Origin of the sequence: Streptomyces buecherae (assembly GCF_014295035.1) — a bacterium.
GTDB lineage: Bacteria > Actinomycetota > Actinomycetes > Streptomycetales > Streptomycetaceae > Streptomyces > Streptomyces youssoufiensis.
Map to the genome: position 1 here is coordinate 6,725,227 of NZ_CP060404.1, position 18,074 is coordinate 6,743,300.

At 71.3% G+C, this 18,074-nt stretch carries 15 protein-coding genes, 2 pseudogenes and 1 riboswitch; of the genes and pseudogenes, 11 read left to right on the plus strand and 6 right to left on the minus strand.

Annotation, left to right across the window (positions count from 1 at the left end):
* Positions 1-168 precede the first annotated feature (168 nt).
* Complete coding sequence (locus H7H31_RS26725) at positions 169-384, minus strand: hypothetical protein (protein ID WP_187063319.1); 216 nt, start codon at positions 382-384, stop codon at positions 169-171.
* A gap of 188 nt (positions 385-572) precedes the next feature.
* On the opposite strand from H7H31_RS26725, the gene H7H31_RS26730 reads away from it, so the two are divergent.
* On the plus strand, positions 573-1,559 hold the full coding sequence (locus H7H31_RS26730) for a carbohydrate kinase family protein (protein WP_187063320.1): 987 nt from the start codon (positions 573-575) through the stop codon (positions 1,557-1,559).
* 323 nt (positions 1,560-1,882) lie between these two features.
* Here the strand turns inward: H7H31_RS26730 and H7H31_RS26735 are convergent, their stop codons facing one another.
* Positions 1,883-3,439: a cysteine desulfurase/sulfurtransferase TusA family protein gene (locus tag H7H31_RS26735; protein ID WP_187118108.1), complete on the minus strand. Its 1,557-nt coding sequence runs from the start codon at positions 3,437-3,439 to the stop codon at positions 1,883-1,885.
* 506 nt (positions 3,440-3,945) lie between these two features.
* Here H7H31_RS26735 and ctaC point away from each other — a divergent pair.
* The 4 genes from ctaC to H7H31_RS26755 all read left to right on the plus strand — a co-directional run bounded on the left by ctaC (position 3,946) and on the right by H7H31_RS26755 (position 8,430).
* Complete coding sequence (ctaC, locus tag H7H31_RS26740) at positions 3,946-4,908, plus strand: aa3-type cytochrome oxidase subunit II (RefSeq protein ID WP_176161205.1); 963 nt, start codon at positions 3,946-3,948, stop codon at positions 4,906-4,908.
* Entirely contained in the window at positions 4,905-6,638 is a 1,734-nt protein-coding gene (ctaD, locus tag H7H31_RS26745) for an aa3-type cytochrome oxidase subunit I (RefSeq protein ID WP_176161204.1), read from the plus strand. Before ctaC ends, ctaD begins: the two co-directional genes overlap by 4 nt.
* A complete protein-coding gene (locus tag H7H31_RS26750) occupies positions 6,635-7,033 on the plus strand; it encodes a cytochrome c oxidase subunit 4 (RefSeq protein ID WP_187064191.1) in 399 nt (132 codons plus the stop codon). Before ctaD ends, H7H31_RS26750 begins: the two co-directional genes overlap by 4 nt.
* 143 nt (positions 7,034-7,176) lie before the next feature.
* Complete coding sequence (locus H7H31_RS26755; RefSeq protein ID WP_187064192.1) at positions 7,177-8,430, plus strand: L,D-transpeptidase; 1,254 nt, start codon at positions 7,177-7,179, stop codon at positions 8,428-8,430.
* Positions 8,431-8,634: 204 nt separating this feature from the next.
* Here H7H31_RS26755 and H7H31_RS26760 read toward each other — a convergent pair whose 3' ends face one another.
* Positions 8,635-9,036, minus strand: coding sequence for a DNA-binding transcriptional response regulator (locus tag H7H31_RS26760; RefSeq protein WP_187064193.1), 402 nt, complete (start codon positions 9,034-9,036; stop codon positions 8,635-8,637).
* Positions 9,037-9,307: 271 nt separating this feature from the next.
* Between H7H31_RS26760 and ctaE the strand changes: the two genes are divergently transcribed.
* The 6 genes from ctaE to H7H31_RS26790 all read left to right on the plus strand — a co-directional run bounded on the left by ctaE (position 9,308) and on the right by H7H31_RS26790 (position 16,833).
* A complete protein-coding gene (gene ctaE, locus H7H31_RS26765; protein WP_176161200.1) occupies positions 9,308-9,928 on the plus strand; it encodes an aa3-type cytochrome oxidase subunit III in 621 nt (206 codons plus the stop codon).
* 81 nt (positions 9,929-10,009) lie between these two features.
* On the plus strand, positions 10,010-10,822 hold the full coding sequence (gene qcrC, locus H7H31_RS26770; RefSeq protein WP_176161199.1) for a cytochrome bc1 complex diheme cytochrome c subunit: 813 nt from the start codon (positions 10,010-10,012) through the stop codon (positions 10,820-10,822).
* Positions 10,819-11,874 (plus strand): cytochrome bc1 complex Rieske iron-sulfur subunit, encoded by a 1,056-nt coding sequence (qcrA, locus tag H7H31_RS26775; protein WP_176161198.1) that lies wholly within the window; start codon positions 10,819-10,821, stop codon positions 11,872-11,874. The genes qcrC and qcrA overlap by 4 nt, the downstream gene beginning before the upstream one ends.
* Positions 11,871-13,499 carry a cytochrome bc1 complex cytochrome b subunit gene (gene qcrB / locus H7H31_RS26780; protein ID WP_176161197.1) on the plus strand — a complete coding sequence of 543 codons (1,629 nt, stop codon included), beginning with the start codon at positions 11,871-11,873 and terminating at the stop codon, positions 13,497-13,499. Before qcrA ends, qcrB begins: the two co-directional genes overlap by 4 nt.
* Positions 13,500-13,625: 126 nt before the next feature.
* Positions 13,626-14,750 (plus strand): anthranilate phosphoribosyltransferase, encoded by a 1,125-nt coding sequence (trpD, locus tag H7H31_RS26785; RefSeq protein ID WP_187064194.1) that lies wholly within the window; start codon positions 13,626-13,628, stop codon positions 14,748-14,750.
* Between the two features lie 237 nt (positions 14,751-14,987).
* Positions 14,988-15,105, plus strand: a riboswitch (SAM riboswitch).
* Positions 15,106-15,372: 267 nt separating this feature from the next.
* Positions 15,373-16,833, plus strand: coding sequence for an aminotransferase class V-fold PLP-dependent enzyme (locus H7H31_RS26790; protein WP_187064195.1), 1,461 nt, complete (start codon positions 15,373-15,375; stop codon positions 16,831-16,833).
* A 127-nt stretch (positions 16,834-16,960) separates the two neighbouring features.
* Here the strand turns inward: H7H31_RS26790 and H7H31_RS26795 are convergent.
* The 3 genes and pseudogenes from H7H31_RS26795 to H7H31_RS26800 all read right to left on the minus strand — a co-directional run.
* Positions 16,961-17,224, minus strand: a pseudogene (locus tag H7H31_RS26795) (glycerate kinase); the annotation flags it as partial.
* A pseudogene (locus H7H31_RS34375) lies at positions 17,220-17,753 on the minus strand (two-component sensor histidine kinase); the annotation flags it as partial. The pseudogenes H7H31_RS26795 and H7H31_RS34375, both read right to left, overlap by 5 nt.
* Entirely contained in the window at positions 17,740-18,072 is a 333-nt protein-coding gene (locus tag H7H31_RS26800) for a small secreted hydrophilic protein (RefSeq protein ID WP_187064196.1), read from the minus strand. The pseudogene H7H31_RS34375 and the gene H7H31_RS26800, both read right to left, overlap by 14 nt.
* Positions 18,073-18,074 lie beyond the last annotated feature (2 nt).

The following is an 18,074-nucleotide window of genomic DNA, read 5'->3' on the forward strand; positions in this document are numbered from 1 at the left end:
ACGGGGACGCCGATGGGACGGAGCGGGGGAGCGGTCGGTTCCACCGGGCCGCTTCCACCGGGTCGGCGCGGCACGGAAACGGGCCGCCGCGCGCCCGGGTGGCACGCGACGGCCCGATGGCCCGATCGGCGGGGACGCGGCCGGAGTCGGTCGCTCCGCGCGCGGCGGTCAGTCGCCGTAGTCGGCCATGCCGTCCACCAGGTGAGCGGAGGCCGAGGGCACCCGTACGCCGCGGATCTGGGCCGGACCCACCGGCGGCACGGCGTCCGCGGCGCCGCTGGCGCCCCAGCGCGGCGCCATCCGCGCGCAGTCGGCCCGCAGTTCGGCGAACGACTCCGGCTCGGCGGCGTGTACGGGAAGGTCGGGGGTGGCGTCCTGTGGCATGGGCTCTCCCGGTCCGTGGGGCGGCTGGCGCACACCCCGGCTAGGGGAACCGTAGGCACGTCGTACGCTGCGAAGAAAGCCCTACTATCGGGTAGTTTTGCCCGTTCGGCGCGGGGCGGCGGAGCCGGTAGCGTGAAGCGACCGTCCTCACCACCGTCCTTGTCGTCGCCCGCAGGAGCAGACTCGCCGTGCGCATTGCTGTCACCGGCTCTATCGCCACTGACCACCTGATGACCTTCCCCGGCCGTTTCGCCGACCAACTGGTCGCCGACCAGTTGCATACGGTCTCGCTGTCCTTCCTGGTCGACGCCCTCGACATCCGCCGCGGTGGTGTCGGCCCCAACATCTGCTTCGGGATGGGCGCGCTCGGCCTGCGTCCGGTCCTGGTCGGCGCGGCGGGCGAGGACTTCGCCGAGTACCGCGCCTGGCTGGAGCGGCACGGCGTCGACACCGAGTCGGTGCGCATCTCGGAGCTGCTGCACACCGCGCGCTTCGTGTGCACGACCGACACCGACCACAACCAGATCGCCTCCTTCTACACCGGCGCCATGAGCGAGGCCCGCCAGATCGAGCTGCAGCCGGTCGCGCAGCGCGTCGGCGGACTCGACCTCGTGCTGATCGGCGCCGACGACCCCGAGGCGATGGTCCGGCACACCGACGAGTGCCGTGCGCGCGGCTACGCGTTCGCCGCCGATCCCTCGCAGCAACTCGCCCGGATGGAGGGCGAGGACATCCGCCGTCTGGTGGACGGCGCCACGTACCTGTTCACCAACGAGTACGAGAAGGCGCTCATCGAGAGCAAGACCGGCTGGAGCGCCGAGGAGATCCTCGCCAAGGTCGGCACCCGGGTGACCACGCTGGGCGCGCAGGGCGTGCGCGTCGAGCGCGTCGGCGAGCCCGCCATCGAGGTGGGCGTGCCCGAGGAGAAGGCCAAGGTCGACCCGACCGGCGTCGGCGACGCCTTCCGCGCGGGCTTCCTCGCCGGCCTGTCCTGGGAGCTGACCCTGGAGCGGGCGGCGCAGGTCGGCTGCATGCTGGCCACGCTGGTGATCGAGACGCTCGGTACGCAGGAGTACGAGCTGCGCTCCGGCAACTTCGTCGAGCGGTTCCAGAAGGCGTACGGCGCCGAGGCGGCCGCCGAGATCACCCCGCACCTGCCGGCCGACCTGGTCTGAGCACCCCGCTCGGAGCGACCCGCTCCGAGCACCTCCAGCGAGCGACCTCCGCTGAGCGCTTCGGGCGCGGGCGCGCCCGGCCACCGTGCCGGGCCCCGCGCCCGACCCGTGCGCGCGCCCCCGCGCACCAGAGCCCGCGCCCACCCGTCCGTCCCGCCGCGCGAGCCAGACCAGCGGCGGCGGGCGGCCGGGACGGGCCCGAACGGCCCCCTGGCCGGACGTGACGGAAGCGGTACACGGCACCGCCCACGGCGCTCCGGGTACGCGGCGCTGCCCACGGCGCACCCGGTAACGGCGCCGCCCACGGGGCCCGGTGCGGGGCGCTACCTGCGGCGCACCCAGTACGCGGCGCCGCGCTGCGCCGCGCGCTCGCCCACGTACTCCTGCCCCCGCATGTCACACCAGGCCGGGATGTCCAGGCGCGCCGCGTCGTCGTCGGCCAGCACCGCGACCACCGCGCCGACCGGCACGTCCTCGATCACCTTGGCCAACTCGATGACCGGCAGCGGGCAGCGCTTGCCCAGCGCGTCCACGGTCAGCGCCGGCGCCTCCTCGCGCGCGTCGGCCCCCGCCCCGCCACGGCTCTCGACGCCACCGCCGGCCCCGACCCCGCCCTCGTCCTCGGCCCCGCCCCCGGCCGCGTCCGCGGCGGCCGAGCTCTGGGCGCCGGGCGCGTCCGCCACGCCCGACGGCGCCGCGCCGTCGGCGCGCGGCCCCCGTACCGAGGCCGACTCCCGCCCCGTCGGCGCCCCCAGCTTCGCGCGTACCGCCGACACGATGCCGGGCAGCAGCTCCAGGAACAGCTCCACGTCCGCCTCGGTCGTCCCCACCGGGAGCGACACGCGCACGTTGCCCTCCGACAGCACCCCCATCGCCCGCAGCACATGGCTCGGGGTCAGCGTGCTCGACGTGCACGAGGAGCCGGACGAGACGGCGAACTCCGCCCGGTCGAGCCCGTGCAGCAGGCTCTCCCCGTCGACGTACAGGCAGGAGAAGGTGACCAGGTGCGGCAGTCGCCGCGTCGGGTCCCCGACCACCTCCACGTCCGGCACCAGCTCCGGCACCCGGGTGCGGATGCGATCGACCAGGCCGCGCAGCCGCAGCGCCTCGGACTCGGCCTCCGCGCGCACGGCGCGCAGCGAGGCCGCCGCAGCGACGATGGCCGGGATGTTCTCGAACCCCGCCGACCGGCCCGACTCCCGCTCGTCCACCGGGCCCTGCGGCGCGAACCGCACGCCCTTGCGCACCACCAGCAGCCCCACGCCCGCCGGCCCGCCCCACTTGTGCGCGCTCGCCGTCAGCAGCGACCAGCCGCCCTCGACCCGGCCCCAGCCCAGCGACTGCGCGGCGTCCACCAGGAGCGGCACGCCCGCCGCGCGGCAGACCTCCGCGACGTCGGCCACCGGCTGCTCGGTGCCCACCTCGTGGTTGGCCGACTGGAGACAGGCCAGCGCGACGGGCTCGGCCGACCCGCGCAGCGCGTCGGCGTACGCGGTGGGCGCCACCCGACCCGTGCGGTCCACGCCGACCTCGGTGACCGTGCCGCCCGCGACCGTGTGGGCGGTGGCCGCGTGGAGTACGGACGAGTGCTCGACCGCCGAGACGACCAGACCCCGGCCGACCCGCCGCCGGCCGGCGAGGGCGCCCGCGATGCCCTGGTGCACCGCGCGCGTCCCCGACGCGGTGAAGACCAGTTCGTCGGGGCGGCAGCCGACGGCGTCGGCCGCGGTCTGCCGCGCGGCGTCGAGCAGCAGCCGGGCCCGCCGCCCCTCCCGGTAGAGCCGGGCCGGGTCGCCCCACCCCTCGTCCAGGGCGGCGAGCAGCGCCTGCCGGGCCACGGGGTGCGGGGGAGCGGAGGAGGCCGCGTCGAAGTAGGGCACGCGACGACGCTAGACGACCGGTGCGCCCGGCGCCGTAGCGCGGCTCACGCGGCGTCGCCCGGGCGGACCAGGGAGCGCCGGGTGACCGGCCGCCCCGAGGCGGGGCCGAGCGGACCCGGCCGCGCCCGGCCGCGCCCGGGCGGTCCCGGTCAGGCCCGTTCAGCCCCGGTCAGCCCCGGTCGGGCCCGCCGCCGAAGCCGGGCCCGGGCCCGCGCGCGGCCGGCGGCGCACGCCGTCCCGACCCGGCGTTCGACCAGGCAGCCGCCCCTTCGGCGGGCCGCCACAGGGCGCCGTCAGCACACCGTCAGATGCCGTCCGGAGCCGGCTGTTCCACCCCTTCGGGGCCCGGACCGGCGCGTTGGGCACCCTCCCCGCGCGACCTCAAATAGCGTCCAGTAGGGTTTGGTCCGCATAAACATCCAAACCCCTGCCCGCAGCGGGCCGGCGACCGACCAGCGAGACGGCCGCAGCCGGCCGCACGGGCGAGACTCTCGGGAAGGCGCTACGTGAGTCCCAACGGCTCCGACCGCTCGTCGCGGCGCCCGATGCGGCGGAAGCTGCCGCAGGCGCTGGCCGCGGGCCTGGTCCTCGCGACCGCTACCGGTTGCACATCCAAGGACTTCCCCCGCCTCGGAATGCCCACCCCCGTCACGGAGGAGGCGCCGCGGATTCTCTCCCTGTGGCAGGGCTCCTGGGCGGCAGCACTTGCCACAGGCGTGCTGGTCTGGGGCCTGATCCTGTGGAGCGTCATCTTCCACCGGCGCAGCAGGACCAAGGTCGAGGTTCCCCCGCAGACGCGGTACAACATGCCCATCGAGGCGCTGTACACCGTCGTGCCGCTCGTCATCGTCTCGGTGTTGTTCTACTTCACCGCGCGCGATGAGAGCGAGCTCCTCAAGACTTCCAAGAAGCCCGACCACGTCATCAACGTCGTGGGCTACCAGTGGAGCTGGGGCTTCAACTACATGGAGAACGTGGACGGTGATCTGTCCACACCCGCGAAAACCCCCAAGGAGGTCGCCGGCATCCCGGACCGGATGCTGAAGGCCGTGCCCAAGGGCGCCGAGGGCGTGTACGACCAGGGCATCCCGGGCGACCGTGACCCGGACAAGGGTTGGCCGGGCCCGACGCTGTGGCTGCCGAAGGGCGAGACGGTCCAGTTCGTGCTCACCTCGCGGGACGTCATCCACTCGTTCTGGGTGATTCCGTTCCTGATGAAGCAGGACGTCATCCCGGGCCACACGAACCGATTCGAGGTGACTCCGAACAAGGAGGGCACCTTCATGGGTAAGTGCGCCGAGCTCTGCGGCAAGGACCACTCCCGGATGCTCTTCAACGTCAAGGTGGTTTCCCCCGAGGAGTACCGGAAGCACCTGAAGGACCTGGCGAAGAAGGGTCAGACCGGATACCTCCCGGCAACCATCAAGCAGACGGACGCCGCCAAGAACGCGGAGACCAAGAACCAGTGAGCATCCTCAACGAACCTCAGGGTGCCGCCGCCGACACGGCAAAGGCAGCACCACCCGAGTACCGGAAAGCCCCCGGCAGTGCCGTGGTGAAGTGGCTGACCACGACCGATCACAAGACGATCGGCACGATGTACCTGGTCACCTCGTTCGCGTTCTTCTGCATCGGCGGCGTCATGGCGCTGTTCATGCGCGCCGAACTCGCTCGGCCCGGCACGCAGATCATGTCGAACGAGCAGTTCAACCAGGCGTTCACGATGCACGGCACGATCATGCTGCTGATGTTCGCGACGCCGCTGTTCGCCGGATTCGCCAACTGGATCATGCCGCTGCAGATCGGCGCGCCCGACGTGGCGTTCCCGCGGCTGAACATGTTCGCCTACTGGCTGTACCTCTTCGGCTCGCTCATCGCGGTCGGCGGGTTCCTCACCCCCAACGGCGCGGCCGACTTCGGCTGGTTCGCCTACTCCCCGCTGTCGGACGCGGTCCGCTCGCCGGGCGTCGGCGCTGACATGTGGATCATGGGTCTGGCCCTCTCGGGCTTCGGCACCATCCTCGGCTCTGTCAACTTCATCACCACGATCATCTGCATGCGCGCTCCCGGCATGACGATGTTCCGGATGCCGATCTTCACCTGGAACGTGCTGCTCACCGGTGTTCTGGTGCTGCTCGCCTTCCCCGTGCTCGCCGCCGCGCTGTTCGCCCTCGAGGCGGACCGTAAATTCGGGGCGCACATCTTCGACGCGGCCAACGGTGGCGCACTGCTGTGGCAACACCTCTTCTGGTTCTTCGGCCATCCAGAGGTGTACATCATCGCCCTGCCGTTCTTCGGCATCATTTCCGAGGTCATTCCGGTCTTCAGCCGCAAGCCGATGTTCGGCTACATCGGTCTGGTGGCCGCGACGATCGCCATCGCCGGTCTCTCGGTGACGGTCTGGGCGCACCACATGTACGTCACAGGCGGCGTGCTCCTACCGTTCTTCTCCTTCATGACCTTCCTTATCGCGGTGCCCACCGGTGTGAAGTTCTTCAACTGGATCGGCACCATGTGGAAGGGCAGTCTGAGCTTCGAGACGCCCATGCTGTGGGCGGTCGGCTTCCTGATCACCTTCACCTTCGGTGGTCTGACCGGCGTCATCCTGGCCTCGCCGCCGATGGACTTCCACGTCTCCGACTCGTACTTCGTCGTCGCGCACTTCCACTACGTCATCTTCGGCACCGTGGTCTTCGCGATGTTCTCCGGCTTCCACTTCTGGTGGCCGAAGTTCACCGGCAAGATGCTGGACGAGCGGCTCGGGAAGATCACCTTCTGGACGCTGTTCATCGGCTTCCACGGCACGTTCCTGGTGCAGCACTGGCTGGGCGCCGAGGGCATGCCCCGCCGGTACGCCGACTACCTGCACGCGGACGGCTTCACCACGCTCAACACCATCTCCACCATCAGCTCGTTCCTGCTGGGCCTGTCCGTGCTGCCGTTCTTCTACAACGTGTGGAAGACCGCGAAGTACGGCAAGAAGGTCGAGGTCGACGACCCGTGGGGCTACGGCCGTTCGCTGGAGTGGGCGACCTCCTGCCCGCCGCCGCGGCACAACTTCCTCACGCTGCCGCGCATTCGCTCCGAATCCCCGGCGTTCGACCTGCACCACCCGGAGATCGCCGCGCTCGACCAGCTTGAGAACGTCGGGCACACCGAAGAGAAGGCCCTCGCGGGTGGCAAGGAGGCAGGCAAGTGAAGATCCAAGGCCGGATGTTCATCTGGCTCGCCGTCTTCATCCTCGCCATGGCGATCGTCTATGGCGTCTGGTCCAAGGAACCGGTCGGCACGACCGCGCTGTTCCTGTCCTTCGGCCTGAGCATGATGATCGGCTACTACCTGGCGTTCACCGCGCGCCGGGTGGACGCCGGAGCGCAGGACAACAAGGACGCTGACGTCGCTGACGACGCCGGTGAGCTGGGCTTCTTCAGCCCGCACAGCTGGCAACCGCTGTTCCTCGCGGTGGGTGGCTCGTTCGCCTTCCTCGGCGTGATCTTCGGTTGGTGGCTGATGTACTTCTCGGCCCCGATCATCATGATCAGCATCTTCGGCTGGGTCTTCGAGTACTACCGGGGCGAGAACCGCACCCAGTAGGCACACCCGTCCGCCGTACGGCCCGGACGTCCCCCACGGGGGCGTCCGGGCCGTACGCGTGCCGGGCCCCGTCACCGCCGTGGCCGACCCTCGTTTGGCCCGCTGCGCGCGCCGAAACCGGCCGCCGTTCTTAGCGTGTGGTCATGAGCCACACCTCTCGCTCCCGAATACCCATCCGCTGCGCCCTCCTGGTGACGCCGCTGGCGATAGGCGCCGTGGCCTGCGCGGGCTCCCCCTCCGACCCGCTGGCTGACAAGCCGTACGACGCCGCCGAACAGGTGGTCTTCAACGGCGACCCGCACGGCCGCCAGGCCGACCCGGACCGGCCCCTGGAGGTCACCGCCAAGGGCGGCGGCAGCCGCATCACCGACGTGACCGCCACCGACGCCACCGGTCGCTACCTGCGCGGCGAACTCACCGCCGACGGCAAGCGGTGGCGCTCCACCGCCCCGCTCGCGGCAGGCGCCCACTACACGCTCCGGGTGAGCACCGAGAACGCCGACGGCAGGCCGGGCCGCAGGACCATCAGCTACGACACCGCCCCCGCCGACACGTTGCTCCGCGTGCGCTTCGGCCCGGACAGCGGCACCTACGGGGTCGGCCAGCCGGTCACCGCCGAGCTGAGCGCCCCCGTCAAGAACCGCAAGGACCAGGCCACCGTCGAGCGTGCCCTGCGCGTCAGCTCCCGGCCGGCCGTCAAAGGCGCCTGGCACTGGGTGGACGACCGGAGCCTGCACTACCGCCCGCGCGCGTACTGGCCCGCCAGAGCCACCATCACCGTGCGCAGCCACCTGGACGGCATCAAGGTCGCCGGCGGCCTCTACGGCGGCCCCACCAAGCCCCTCACGCTGCGCACCGGCGCCAGGATCGAGGCCGTCACGGACGCGGCGGCGCACCGGATGACCGTACGGCGCGACGGCAGGACGCTGCGCACCATCCCCGTCACCACCGGCAAGCCGGGCTTCGACACGCGCAACGGCGTCAAGGTCGTGCTCGCCAAGGAGTCCTTCGTCCGCATGCGCGGGACCAGCATCGGCATCGCGGAGGGCAGTTCCGAGTCGTACGACCTGCCGGTGCACTGGGCCACCCGGGTCACCTGGAGCGGCGAGTACGTGCACGCCGCGCCCTGGTCGGCGGGCTCGCACGGCGCCGCCAACGTCAGCCACGGCTGCACCGGCATGAGCACCGCCAACGCCCGCTGGTTCTTCGACACGGTGCGCCCCGGCGACCTGGTGACGGTCACGGGCAGCGGCGGCACCACGATGACGCCGTTCGACAACGGCTTCGGCGACTGGAACCTGTCCTGGGACAAGTGGCGCCAGGGCAGTGCCCTCACCGCCGGTCTGCGCGACGGCGGCGACGCGGCCGACGCGGCCCGGCTGCGCCCGGCGATCTGAGCCGCGACCGGTCCGAGCCGCGGCCGGTCCGAGTCACGGCCGGTCCGAGTCACGGTCGACCCGGGTCGCGACCGCTCCGAGCCACGGTGGCCCGCCGCCCAGGCGGCCCACGACACGCCGAGCCGGCCCACCACATGCCGAAGGGGGTCCCGACCGCTCCCGCGGACCGGACCCCCTTCGCCGTCGACCGGCTGTGCGCCGCTCTCAGGCGCTGACGGCCCGCCGCTGGCGCAACAGCCCGGCCAGCGCGTCGGCGAGCGCCACCGGGTCCACCGGGAGCGTCACAGCGGCCTCGGCGCGGCTCCAGGTGGCCAGCCAGGCGTCCTGCGGGCGGCCCATGAGCAGCAGCACCGGAGGACAGGCGTAGATCTCGTCCTTGATCTGCCGGCACACGCCCATGCCGCCGGCGGGCGCGGTCTCGCCGTCCAGGACGCAGACGTCGATCCCGCCGGCCTCCAGGGCCTCCAGGACGGCGGGCAGGGTGGCGCACTCCAGGTACTCGACCTCGGGGACGTCCGCCGCTGGTCGCCGCCCGGCGGCCAGCCGCACCTGCTCGCGGGTGCCCGCGTCATCGCTGTAGACCAGCACCGTGGCAGTGGGCCGCATCTTTCCTCCAGGCAGGTGGACGGCACGGAACGGACTGGGTCCGTGGGGCGGATGCTACTGCGCCGGGGCCCGCGGCGAGGAGAGGTTGTACGGATCTTCCCCGGGCTCGACGGGGCGTCAGGAGGGCTGGCGCGCGGAACGCGTTGCGGAGCCCCGGATACCGTTTCCCTCCTTCGAGGGACCGCCGCAATAGGCCGTACGAGCCGCTTGAACAGCCTTGACACTCCGAACGGGACCCCCCGAGGTGAGGGCGGGATAAGCGACCGACATAATGTCGGTCGTGGCGACAGCAACAGCAGTAGATACCGGGCACGCGCACCCGTCGGTCAACCGGCCGAACCTCACCAGCGTCGGAACCATCATCTGGCTGAGTTCCGAGCTGATGTTCTTCGCGGCCCTCTTCGCGATGTACTTCACCCTCCGATCGGTGACCGGGGCAGAGCACTGGAAGGAAATGGCCGATGCGCTGAACTTCCCGTTCTCCGCCACGAACACCACGATCCTGGTGCTCTCCTCCCTCACGTGCCAGCTCGGCGTCTTCGCCGCCGAGCGCGGTGACGTGAAGAAGCTGCGCATGTGGTTCGTGGTCACCTTCGTGATGGGTGCGATCTTCATCGGCGGTCAGGTCTTCGAGTACACCGAGCTGGTCAAGCACGAGGGGCTCACGCTCTCGTCCGACCCGTACGGTTCGGTGTTCTACCTGACCACCGGCTTCCACGGGCTGCACGTGACGGGCGGACTCATCGCGTTCTTGCTGGTCCTGGGCAGGACGTACGCGGCCAAGAGGTTCACGCACGAGCAGGCGACGGCGGCCATCGTCGTGTCGTACTACTGGCACTTCGTCGACGTCGTCTGGATCGGCCTCTTCGCCACGATCTACATGATCAAGTAACCGGTCCCGCACCGGACCCGCGTTTCACCCGAGACGCAGCCAAAAGCATCGACGCTGAAGATCCTGACACCGGGGTAATCCGTGAAAAAGCTCTCCGCACGACGGCGCCATCCGCTGGCGGCGCTCGTCGTCCTACTCTTCGCGCTGGCGGCCACGGGGGGGCTTTACGCCGCGTTCGCGCCGGCGGACAAGGCCAAGGCCGACGAGGCCCAGACCTCCCTCGCCATCGACGAGGGCAAGAAGCTCTACGCCGTTGGCTGCGCAAGCTGCCACGGCACCGGCGGCCAAGGCACATCTGACGGTCCGAGCCTGGTCGGCGTCGGCGCCGCCGCCGTGGACTTCCAGGTGAGCACCGGCCGCATGCCGGCCCAGCAGAACGGTGCCCAGGCCCCGAAGAAGCCCAAGGTCTACACGGCCGCCGAGACCGAGCAGCTCGCGGCGTACGTCGCCTCGCTCGGCGCCGGCCCGGAAACGCCGACCAAGAGCCAGTACAGCCTCAACGGCAAGGAGGACGCTGCCAACGGTGGGCAGCTCTTCCGTTCGAACTGTGCCCAGTGCCACAATTTCTCAGGCAAGGGTGGCGCGCTGAGCAACGGCAAGTACGCGCCCGCTCTTGACGGTGTGAGCCCGAAGCACATCTACGAGGCCATGCAGACCGGCCCGCAGAACATGCCGTCTTTCCCCGACACGGTCATGCCGGAGAAGGAAAAGAGGGACATCATCGCCTACCTGAACAAGGTCAACAGCGAGGACACCGAGAGCCCCGGTGGTTTCCAACTGGGTGGCCTCGGCCCGGTGGTCGAGGGCTTGTTCGCCTGGGTGTTCGGCCTGGGCGCTCTGGTCGCCATCACCATTTGGGTCGCAGCCCGGACCACGAAGGCCAAGAAGTCATGAGCAGCCAAGACAACTCAGAAGAGAACCTGCCACAGCAGCAGGACGACGCCGACGGCGGCGTGCTGGCGACCCGGGACAACCCGTTCGCCAACCCGGGGCTGCCGCCCCACGAGCACCGTGTGCAGGACATCGACGAGCGGGCCGCCAAGCGCTCCGAGCGCGTGGTCGCCGGGCTGTTCACGCTGTCGATGCTGTCGACGATCGGCTTCATCGCCTCGTTCGTCGCCTTCCCGGTCGACAAGATCGTCTACGTCTTCCCGATCGGGCGTGTCAGCGCGCTCAACCTCTCGCTGGGCCTGACCCTCGGCCTCGCACTGTTCTGCATCGGCGCCGGCGCCATCCACTGGGCCCGCACGCTGATGACCGACGTCGAGGTGCCCGAGGAGCGGCACGACATAGAGGCCACCCCCGAGGTGCGCGAGGAGGTGCTCGCCGGGTTCCAGGACGGTGCCCGCGAGTCGGACCTCGGCCGCCGGAAGCTGGTCCGCAACACGCTGATCGGCGCGATGGCCATGGTGCCGCTGACCGGCCTGGTGCTGCTGCGCGACCTCGGCCCCATGCCGGGCACGATGCTCCGGCACACCAAGTGGGCCAAGGGCAAGATGCTCATCAACGAGAACACGCACGAGCCGCTGCGTCCCGAGGACATCGCCGTCGGTTCGTTGACGTTCGCCATGCCCGAGGGTCTGAGCGAAGAAGACCATGACTTCAACAACCAGATCGCCAAGGCGGCGCTCATGATCGTCCGGCTGCAGCCGGAGAACATCAAGGACAAGCGCGAACTGGACTGGTCGCACGAGGGCATCGTCGCGTTCTCGAAGATCTGCACGCACGTGGGCTGCCCGATCAGCCTCTACGAGCAGCAGACGCACCACGTGCTGTGCCCGTGCCACCAGTCGACCTTCGACCTGACCGACGGCGGCCGAGTCATCTTCGGCCCGGCGGGCCACGCCCTGCCGCAGCTTCGGATCACGGTCAACGACAAGGGCTACCTTGAGGCGATGGGCGACTTCGCGGAGCCCGTCGGTCCTGCCTACTGGGAGCGCGGATGAGTACTGCAACCGACACTCGGCGCAAGAAGGCTCCAGCGGGCGAGCGCGTCGCCGACTGGGCCGACAGCCGGCTGGGCATCTACAGCCTGGCCAAGGCCAACATGCGCAAGATCTTCCCCGACCACTGGTCGTTCATGTTGGGTGAGGTCTGCCTCTACAGCTTCATCATCATCATCCTCACGGGCGTCTACCTGACGATGTTCTTCAACCCCAGCATGGGGGAGGTCGTCTACGACGGTCCGTACGTCCCGATGCAGGGCATCCGGATGTCGGAGGCGTACAAGTCGACACTGGACATCAGCTTCGAGGTCCGCGGTGGTCTGCTGATCCGGCAGATCCACCACTGGGCCGCGCTGATCTTCATCGGCAGCATGTTCGTGCACATGATGCGCGTCTTCTTCACCGGTGCGTACCGCAAGCCGCGTGAGATGAACTGGGTGTTCGGCTTCCTGCTGCTGGTGCTCGGCCTCTTCACCGGCCTCACCGGCTACTCGCTGCCGGACGACCTGCTCTCCGGCACCGGTGTCCGCTTCACCCAGGGCGCCATCCTGTCGGTCCCGCTGGTCGGCACCTACCTGTCGATGTTCCTCTTCGGAGGCGAGTTCCCCGGGCACGACTTCGTCGGCCGGTTCTACTCGATCCACATCCTGTTGTTGCCCGGCATCATGCTCGGCCTGGTCGTGGCGCACCTGATCATGGTGTTCCTGCACAAGCACACCCACTGGGCCGGGCCCGGCAAGACCAACACCAACGTGGTGGGCACGCCGTTCCTGCCGGTGTACATGGGCAAGGCCGGTGGCTTCTTCTTCCTGGTGTTCGGTGTCATCGCGGCCATCGCCGCCGTGGCCACCATCAACCCGGTGTGGGCGATCGGTCCCTACCGACCAGACCAGGTCTCCACCGGTGCCCAACCAGACTGGTATCTCGGCTTCGCCGAGGGGCTGATCCGGGTGATGCCTGGCTGGGAGATCAACATGTGGGGCCACACCCTCGTCCTGGGTGTGTTCATCCCGCTGGTGATCTTCCCGCTGATGCTGGTGTCCATCGCGGTGTACCCGTTCATCGAGTCCTGGGCCACCGGCGACAAGCGCCACCACCACCTGCTGGACCGCCCGCGGAACACCCCGGTCCGCACGGGCTTCGGTGTCGCGTGGTGCGTCAGCTACCTGACCATGCTGGTCGCCGGTGGCAACGACATCTGGGCCACGCACTTCCACCTGTCGATCAACGCGATCACCTGGTTCTCGCGCATCGCGTTCTTCGTCGCACCGGTCGTGGCGTTCATCGTCACCAAGCGGATCTGCCTGGGTCTGCAGCGCCGGGACAAGGAGAAGGTGCTGCACGGCCGCGAGTCGGGCATCATCAAGCGGCTGCCGCACGGCGAGTTCATCGAGGTGCACGAGCCGCTGTCGTCGGACCAGCTGCACACGCTCACGGCGCACGACCAGTACCAGCCGCTCGAGCTGGAGCCCGAGGTGGACGAGAACGGCGTGGTGCGCAAGCCCACCCGCTCCGAGAAGCTCCGCGTCAAGCTGTCGAAGGGCCTGTACGGCGAGGACAGCCAGATCGCCAAGCCCACCGTCGAGGAGTACAAGGAGATCACGAGCGGCCACGGTCACCACTGACCCCTCCTGATCACCTGCTGATCGCCACACGAAGAACCCCGTCCGATGGTTGGACGGGGTTCTTCGTCTGTTCCCGGCCCTGGATAGGCTGGCTCCACACCTCACCCACCACCAGGAGCGTGGACCATGAACGTTGTGACCCCGGCAGGCGGCGACAGCGCGACGGCCCACACCTGGCCGGGCATCCTGCGCAGCCTCCTCGCCGGACAGGACCTCGGCGCCGACGCCTCCGCCTGGGCGATGGACCGCATCATGACGGGCCAGGCCAGCGACACCCAGATCGCGGGGTTCGCGGTCGCCCTGCGGGCCAAGGGCGAGACGGTCGACGAGGTCGCCGGCATGGTCCGCACGATGTACGAGCACGCCAACCTGATCGACGTCCCCGGGCCCACCGTGGACATCGTGGGGACGGGCGGCGACGGGGCCAGGACGGTCAACATCTCCACGATGTCCTCGATCGTGGTGGCCGGCACCGGCGCCCGGGTCGTCAAGCACGGCAACCGGGCCGCCTCCTCGGCCAGCGGCGCCTCCGACGTGTTGGAGAAGCTCGGGGTCAACCTGGACCTCACGCCGGCGCGGGTGGCCGAGGTCGCCGAGCGGGCGGGCATCACCTTCTGTTTCGCCGTCAAGTTCCACCCCTCGCTGCGCCACGTGGCGGCGGCCCGCCGCGAACTGGGCATCCCCACCACGTTCAACTTCCTCGGCCCCCTCACCAATCCGGCCAAGGTCGCGGCCCAGGCCACCGGGGTCGCCGACCCGCGGATGGCGCCGATCCTGGCGGGGGTGCTCGCCGGGCGCGGCACCAGCGCGCTGGTCTTCCGTGGCGACGACGGCCTGGACGAGCTGACCACCACGGCGACCTCACGGGTGTGGGAGGTGCGCGACGGGACCGTACGCGAGCAGAGCTTCGACCCCCGCGACGTCGGTTTGGAACTGGTCCCCGTGGAGGCCCTGCGGGGCGCTGACGCCTCGTACAACGCCGACGTGGCCCGCCGGCTGCTGGCCGGCGAGCGCGGGCCCGTACGGGACGCCGTGCTGCTCAACTCGGCGGCGGCGCTCGTCGCCCTGGACGCGTTGAGCACGACGTCGGCGGCGGAGTCGGCCGCGCGGTTCGAGGCGGGGGCTCCCGCGCCGGAGCTGCCGCCGCTCACCGAGCGGATCGGGGCGGCGATGGGGCGCGCGGCCGAGGCCATCGACTCGGGCGCGGCCAAGCGCACGCTGGAGCGGTGGGTGGCGGCCAGCCAGGAGTAGCCGCGCGCCGCGACGGAGCGGGCCAGGCGGCACAGCACGCAGCGGTACAGCACGCGGCGGTACAGAGCGGCACAGGGCGAGGGCGCGTCCCCGGGTGGGGGCGTGCCCTCGCGCCGCGTACGGGGTCCGTCAACGGCCCCCGCGGACCGAGCGCGTGGCCGATTCGCCACCCCGCGCGCTGCCGTCGGGAGAGGTCGGCGGTTGCGGTGTGGGCGCGGTATGGCATGATGCTTCGCAGGTCACGAGTGACAGCGACACAGGCCCCGGCCCGCTGTCCGGCAACCCTCCGTCCGTGGCGGGGTGCCCCGGGTGATGACCAGGCCGTAGGCAGCGAGGTCTACGGCAAGCGCGGACCCCTCGCACTCGTTTCCTCGAGTGAGACATCCAGGGGTCCTGGTGGTCGAGGGAGAAGCTCCGTGAGTCAGCGAATGCGATAGGGCCGACCGGCCCCGTTCCGCACGCTCCGGTTTTCCGGACATTCCGGTCCATCCGATCCGCGCCAGCGCGCGGGCACCCCCGGGCCGTTTCCCGCACCCACCGACGGGTCAGCCGTCGGCCGTGCGTATCCCCAAGCCCTGTTGCTTCCCTCGTGTGAAGCCCTGCCCTGCCGGGAGATCTCGCCATGTCCACGCGCCCCTTCACCACCGCCCCGTCCGCCGCCACCGCCGCCCCGTCCGCCACCGCCGACACCGGGGTGGCGGCCGAGCCCGCCTGTGCCGCCCCGTCGGCCTCGCTGCCGCTGCCCGTGCTCGGGGCGGACGTGCGGGTGCCGTTGGTCACCGGGGGCGAGGTCAGCTACGCCGCGCTGGACTACGCCGCCAGCGCCCCCGCGCTGCGCCGGGTGTGGGAGGACGTGGCCGCGTACGCCCCGTACTACGGCAGCGTGCACCGTGGGGCGGGCTACCTCTCGCAGTTGTCCACCGACCTGTTCGAGACCAGTCGCGCGGACGTGGCCGCGTTCCTCGGCTGCCGCGCGGACGACCAGGTCGTCTTCACCCGCTCCACCACCGACTCGCTCAACCTGCTCGCCGCCGTGCTGCCCACCGGCACGCGGGTGTACGTCTTCGAGACCGAGCACCACGCCGCGCTGCTGCCCTGGGAGCGGCAGGAGGGCGTGTCGGTGACCTACCTCAGCGCGCCCCGCTCGCCCGCCGCCGCCGTGCGGACGTTGGAGGCGGCGCTGGCGGGACAGGCGACCGACGGGCCCGCGCTGGTCTGCGTGACCGGCGCGTCGAACGTGACCGGTGAGCTGTGGCCGGTGCGCGAGTTGGCGGCGACGGCGCACGCGCACGGCGCCCGGATCGTGCTCGACGCCGCCCAGTTGGCCCCCCACCACCCGGTCGACATCGCCGAGTTGGACGTGGACTGGGTCGCGTTCTCCGGCCACAAGCTGTACGCGCCGTTCGGCTCCGGCGTGCTCGCCGGCCGCGCGGACTGGCTGCGCGCGGCCGAGCCGTACCTCGCCGGCGGCGGCGCCAGCCGCACCGTGGTGCGGGCCGCAGACGGCGGCGTGGACGTGGCCTGGCACACCACCGCCGCCCGGCACGAGGCCGGCTCGCCGAACGTCATCGGCGTGTACGCCATCGCCTCGGCGTGCCGGGCGCTGACCGAGGCCGGCTTCGACGCGCTGGTCGAGCGCGAGCAGGAGCTGATCGCCGCCGTACGGGCCGGCCTCGCCGACATCCCGCAGGTGCGCGTCCTGTCGCTGTTCGGCGACGACGCGCCCCGGGTCGGGGTGCTCTCCTTCGTCGTGGACGGCTGGAACAGCTCGCACTTCGCCGCCGCGCTCTCCGCCGAGTACGGCATCGGCGTGCGGGACGGGCTGTTCTGCGCCCATCCGCTGGTGCGCACCCTGCTCGACAGCGAGGCGTCGGAGCCGGGCGAGTGCGGCGCGCCGGACCAGGCGCCCGGCGGCTCCGGCTCGCTGAACGCGATCCGGGTCAGCTTCGGCGCCGGGACGCCCGACGAGCACGTCGAGCGGTTCGTGCGAGCGGTACGGGAGTTGGTGCGCGACGGCGCCCGCTGGAGCTACCGCACCGAGGACGGCCGCTGCGTGCCGGACCGCGGGGCGGCGGCGCACTGACCCGTGGCGTCGTAGCGCCGTAGCCCCCGCACGTCGCCGCGCTCCCGCCACGGGCCGGCGGCGGGCGGGGCGCAGCGCGGTGCGGCGGGCGGTCCGGGCAGCGGCACGAGTCGGCCGGGGCCCGGGGGGCGAGCCGGGCCAGGGCCCGGCCGCCGGGCGGGAGTTCGCGGTCGTCCGCGTCGAGCAGCCGGGCGCCGAGGGCCTGGAGCGCGCCCGCGCCGCCGTCGGAGGTGCCCGAGTCGCCGCAGCCGACGAGGATACGGCGCGCGCCGAAGTCCAGGGCGGCGCGGATGAGTTCGCCGACGCCTCGGGTGGTGGTGGCGCCGGGGTCGCGCTGGTCCGGCGGCACCAGGGACAGCCCGGCGACGGCGGCCATCTCGACCGCCACGGTCCGCGTGGAAGGCGACCACGAAGGTGCCCTCGGGGCCCGCGCCGCCCGGCCGGATGGCGACCTTGGCCCAGCGCACCTCGCCCCCGTCCTGATCGAGGGTGCCGGTGTGCCGGTCGGAGCGGGCGATGGCGGCCAGCGCCCGGTCGTCCCGGTACAGCGGCAGCCGCACAGGGATGTCGCGCTTCTGCCGGACCAACGACGGCGGCTTCGCGTCGTGCACCAGGCCGAGCAGCTCCTCGTACGGGTCGGCGTACTGCCGCTCCAGAAAGACCTTGAGCAGCCGGCGCGGCTCGGTGAACGGGGCGCCGGTGCGCGGGTCCTGGCCGCGCTCGACGAAGTTGGCGAACTCGCCGGCCTCCTGCGCGAGGAGTTCCGTGGTGCGCTGGTCGACGTCGCGCAGCAGGATCGAGCGGGTGGTGGTGGCGACGGCGGCCAGCGCGACGGCCATCACCAGGAGCAGCCACAGCAGGATCCGTACCCGGGCCGAGATCCGGCGCCCCGGCGCGGGGGGCGCGTCAGCCGTCGTCACCGGGTCCGTCGTCGCCCGCGTCGTCGTCGTGCTCGGTGGTGTCGTCTGCGGTGTCATCGGCCATACCGTCGGTCGCTGGCGGTGGGGGTACGGCCTCGTGGCTCGGGGAGGCGGGCCGGTCGGACGCCGGGGGCGGCCCGGTGGGCGTGGCGTCCGGCGGGGCGCTCGGGTCGGGCGCCGGGGTGCCGGATTCGAGCTCGACCTTGGAGGGGGCCTTGGGCGAGTCGGGGCTGTCGGTCAGCAGGTAGCTCGTGACGGCTATGCCGAGCGGGATCGCGACGACGGCCGTGAGGGTGGCGAGCCGGTGGGAGAGGGCCATGG

Coding starts and splice junctions, on each gene's coding strand:
- H7H31_RS26725 (WP_187063319.1), bottom strand. CDS start 384: ATGCCACAGGACGCCACCCCCGACCTTCCCGTACACGCCGCCGAGCCG.
- H7H31_RS26755 (WP_187064192.1), top strand. CDS start 7,177: ATGAGCCACACCTCTCGCTCCCGAATACCCATCCGCTGCGCCCTCCTG.
- trpD (WP_187064194.1), top strand. CDS start 13,626: ATGAACGTTGTGACCCCGGCAGGCGGCGACAGCGCGACGGCCCACACC.
- ctaE (WP_176161200.1), top strand. CDS start 9,308: ATGTCGGTCGTGGCGACAGCAACAGCAGTAGATACCGGGCACGCGCAC.
- H7H31_RS26790 (WP_187064195.1), top strand. CDS start 15,373: ATGTCCACGCGCCCCTTCACCACCGCCCCGTCCGCCGCCACCGCCGCC.
- H7H31_RS26800 (WP_187064196.1), bottom strand. CDS start 18,072: ATGGCCCTCTCCCACCGGCTCGCCACCCTCACGGCCGTCGTCGCGATC.
- qcrA (WP_176161198.1), top strand. CDS start 10,819: ATGAGCAGCCAAGACAACTCAGAAGAGAACCTGCCACAGCAGCAGGAC.
- H7H31_RS26760 (WP_187064193.1), bottom strand. CDS start 9,036: ATGCGGCCCACTGCCACGGTGCTGGTCTACAGCGATGACGCGGGCACC.
- qcrB (WP_176161197.1), top strand. CDS start 11,871: ATGAGTACTGCAACCGACACTCGGCGCAAGAAGGCTCCAGCGGGCGAG.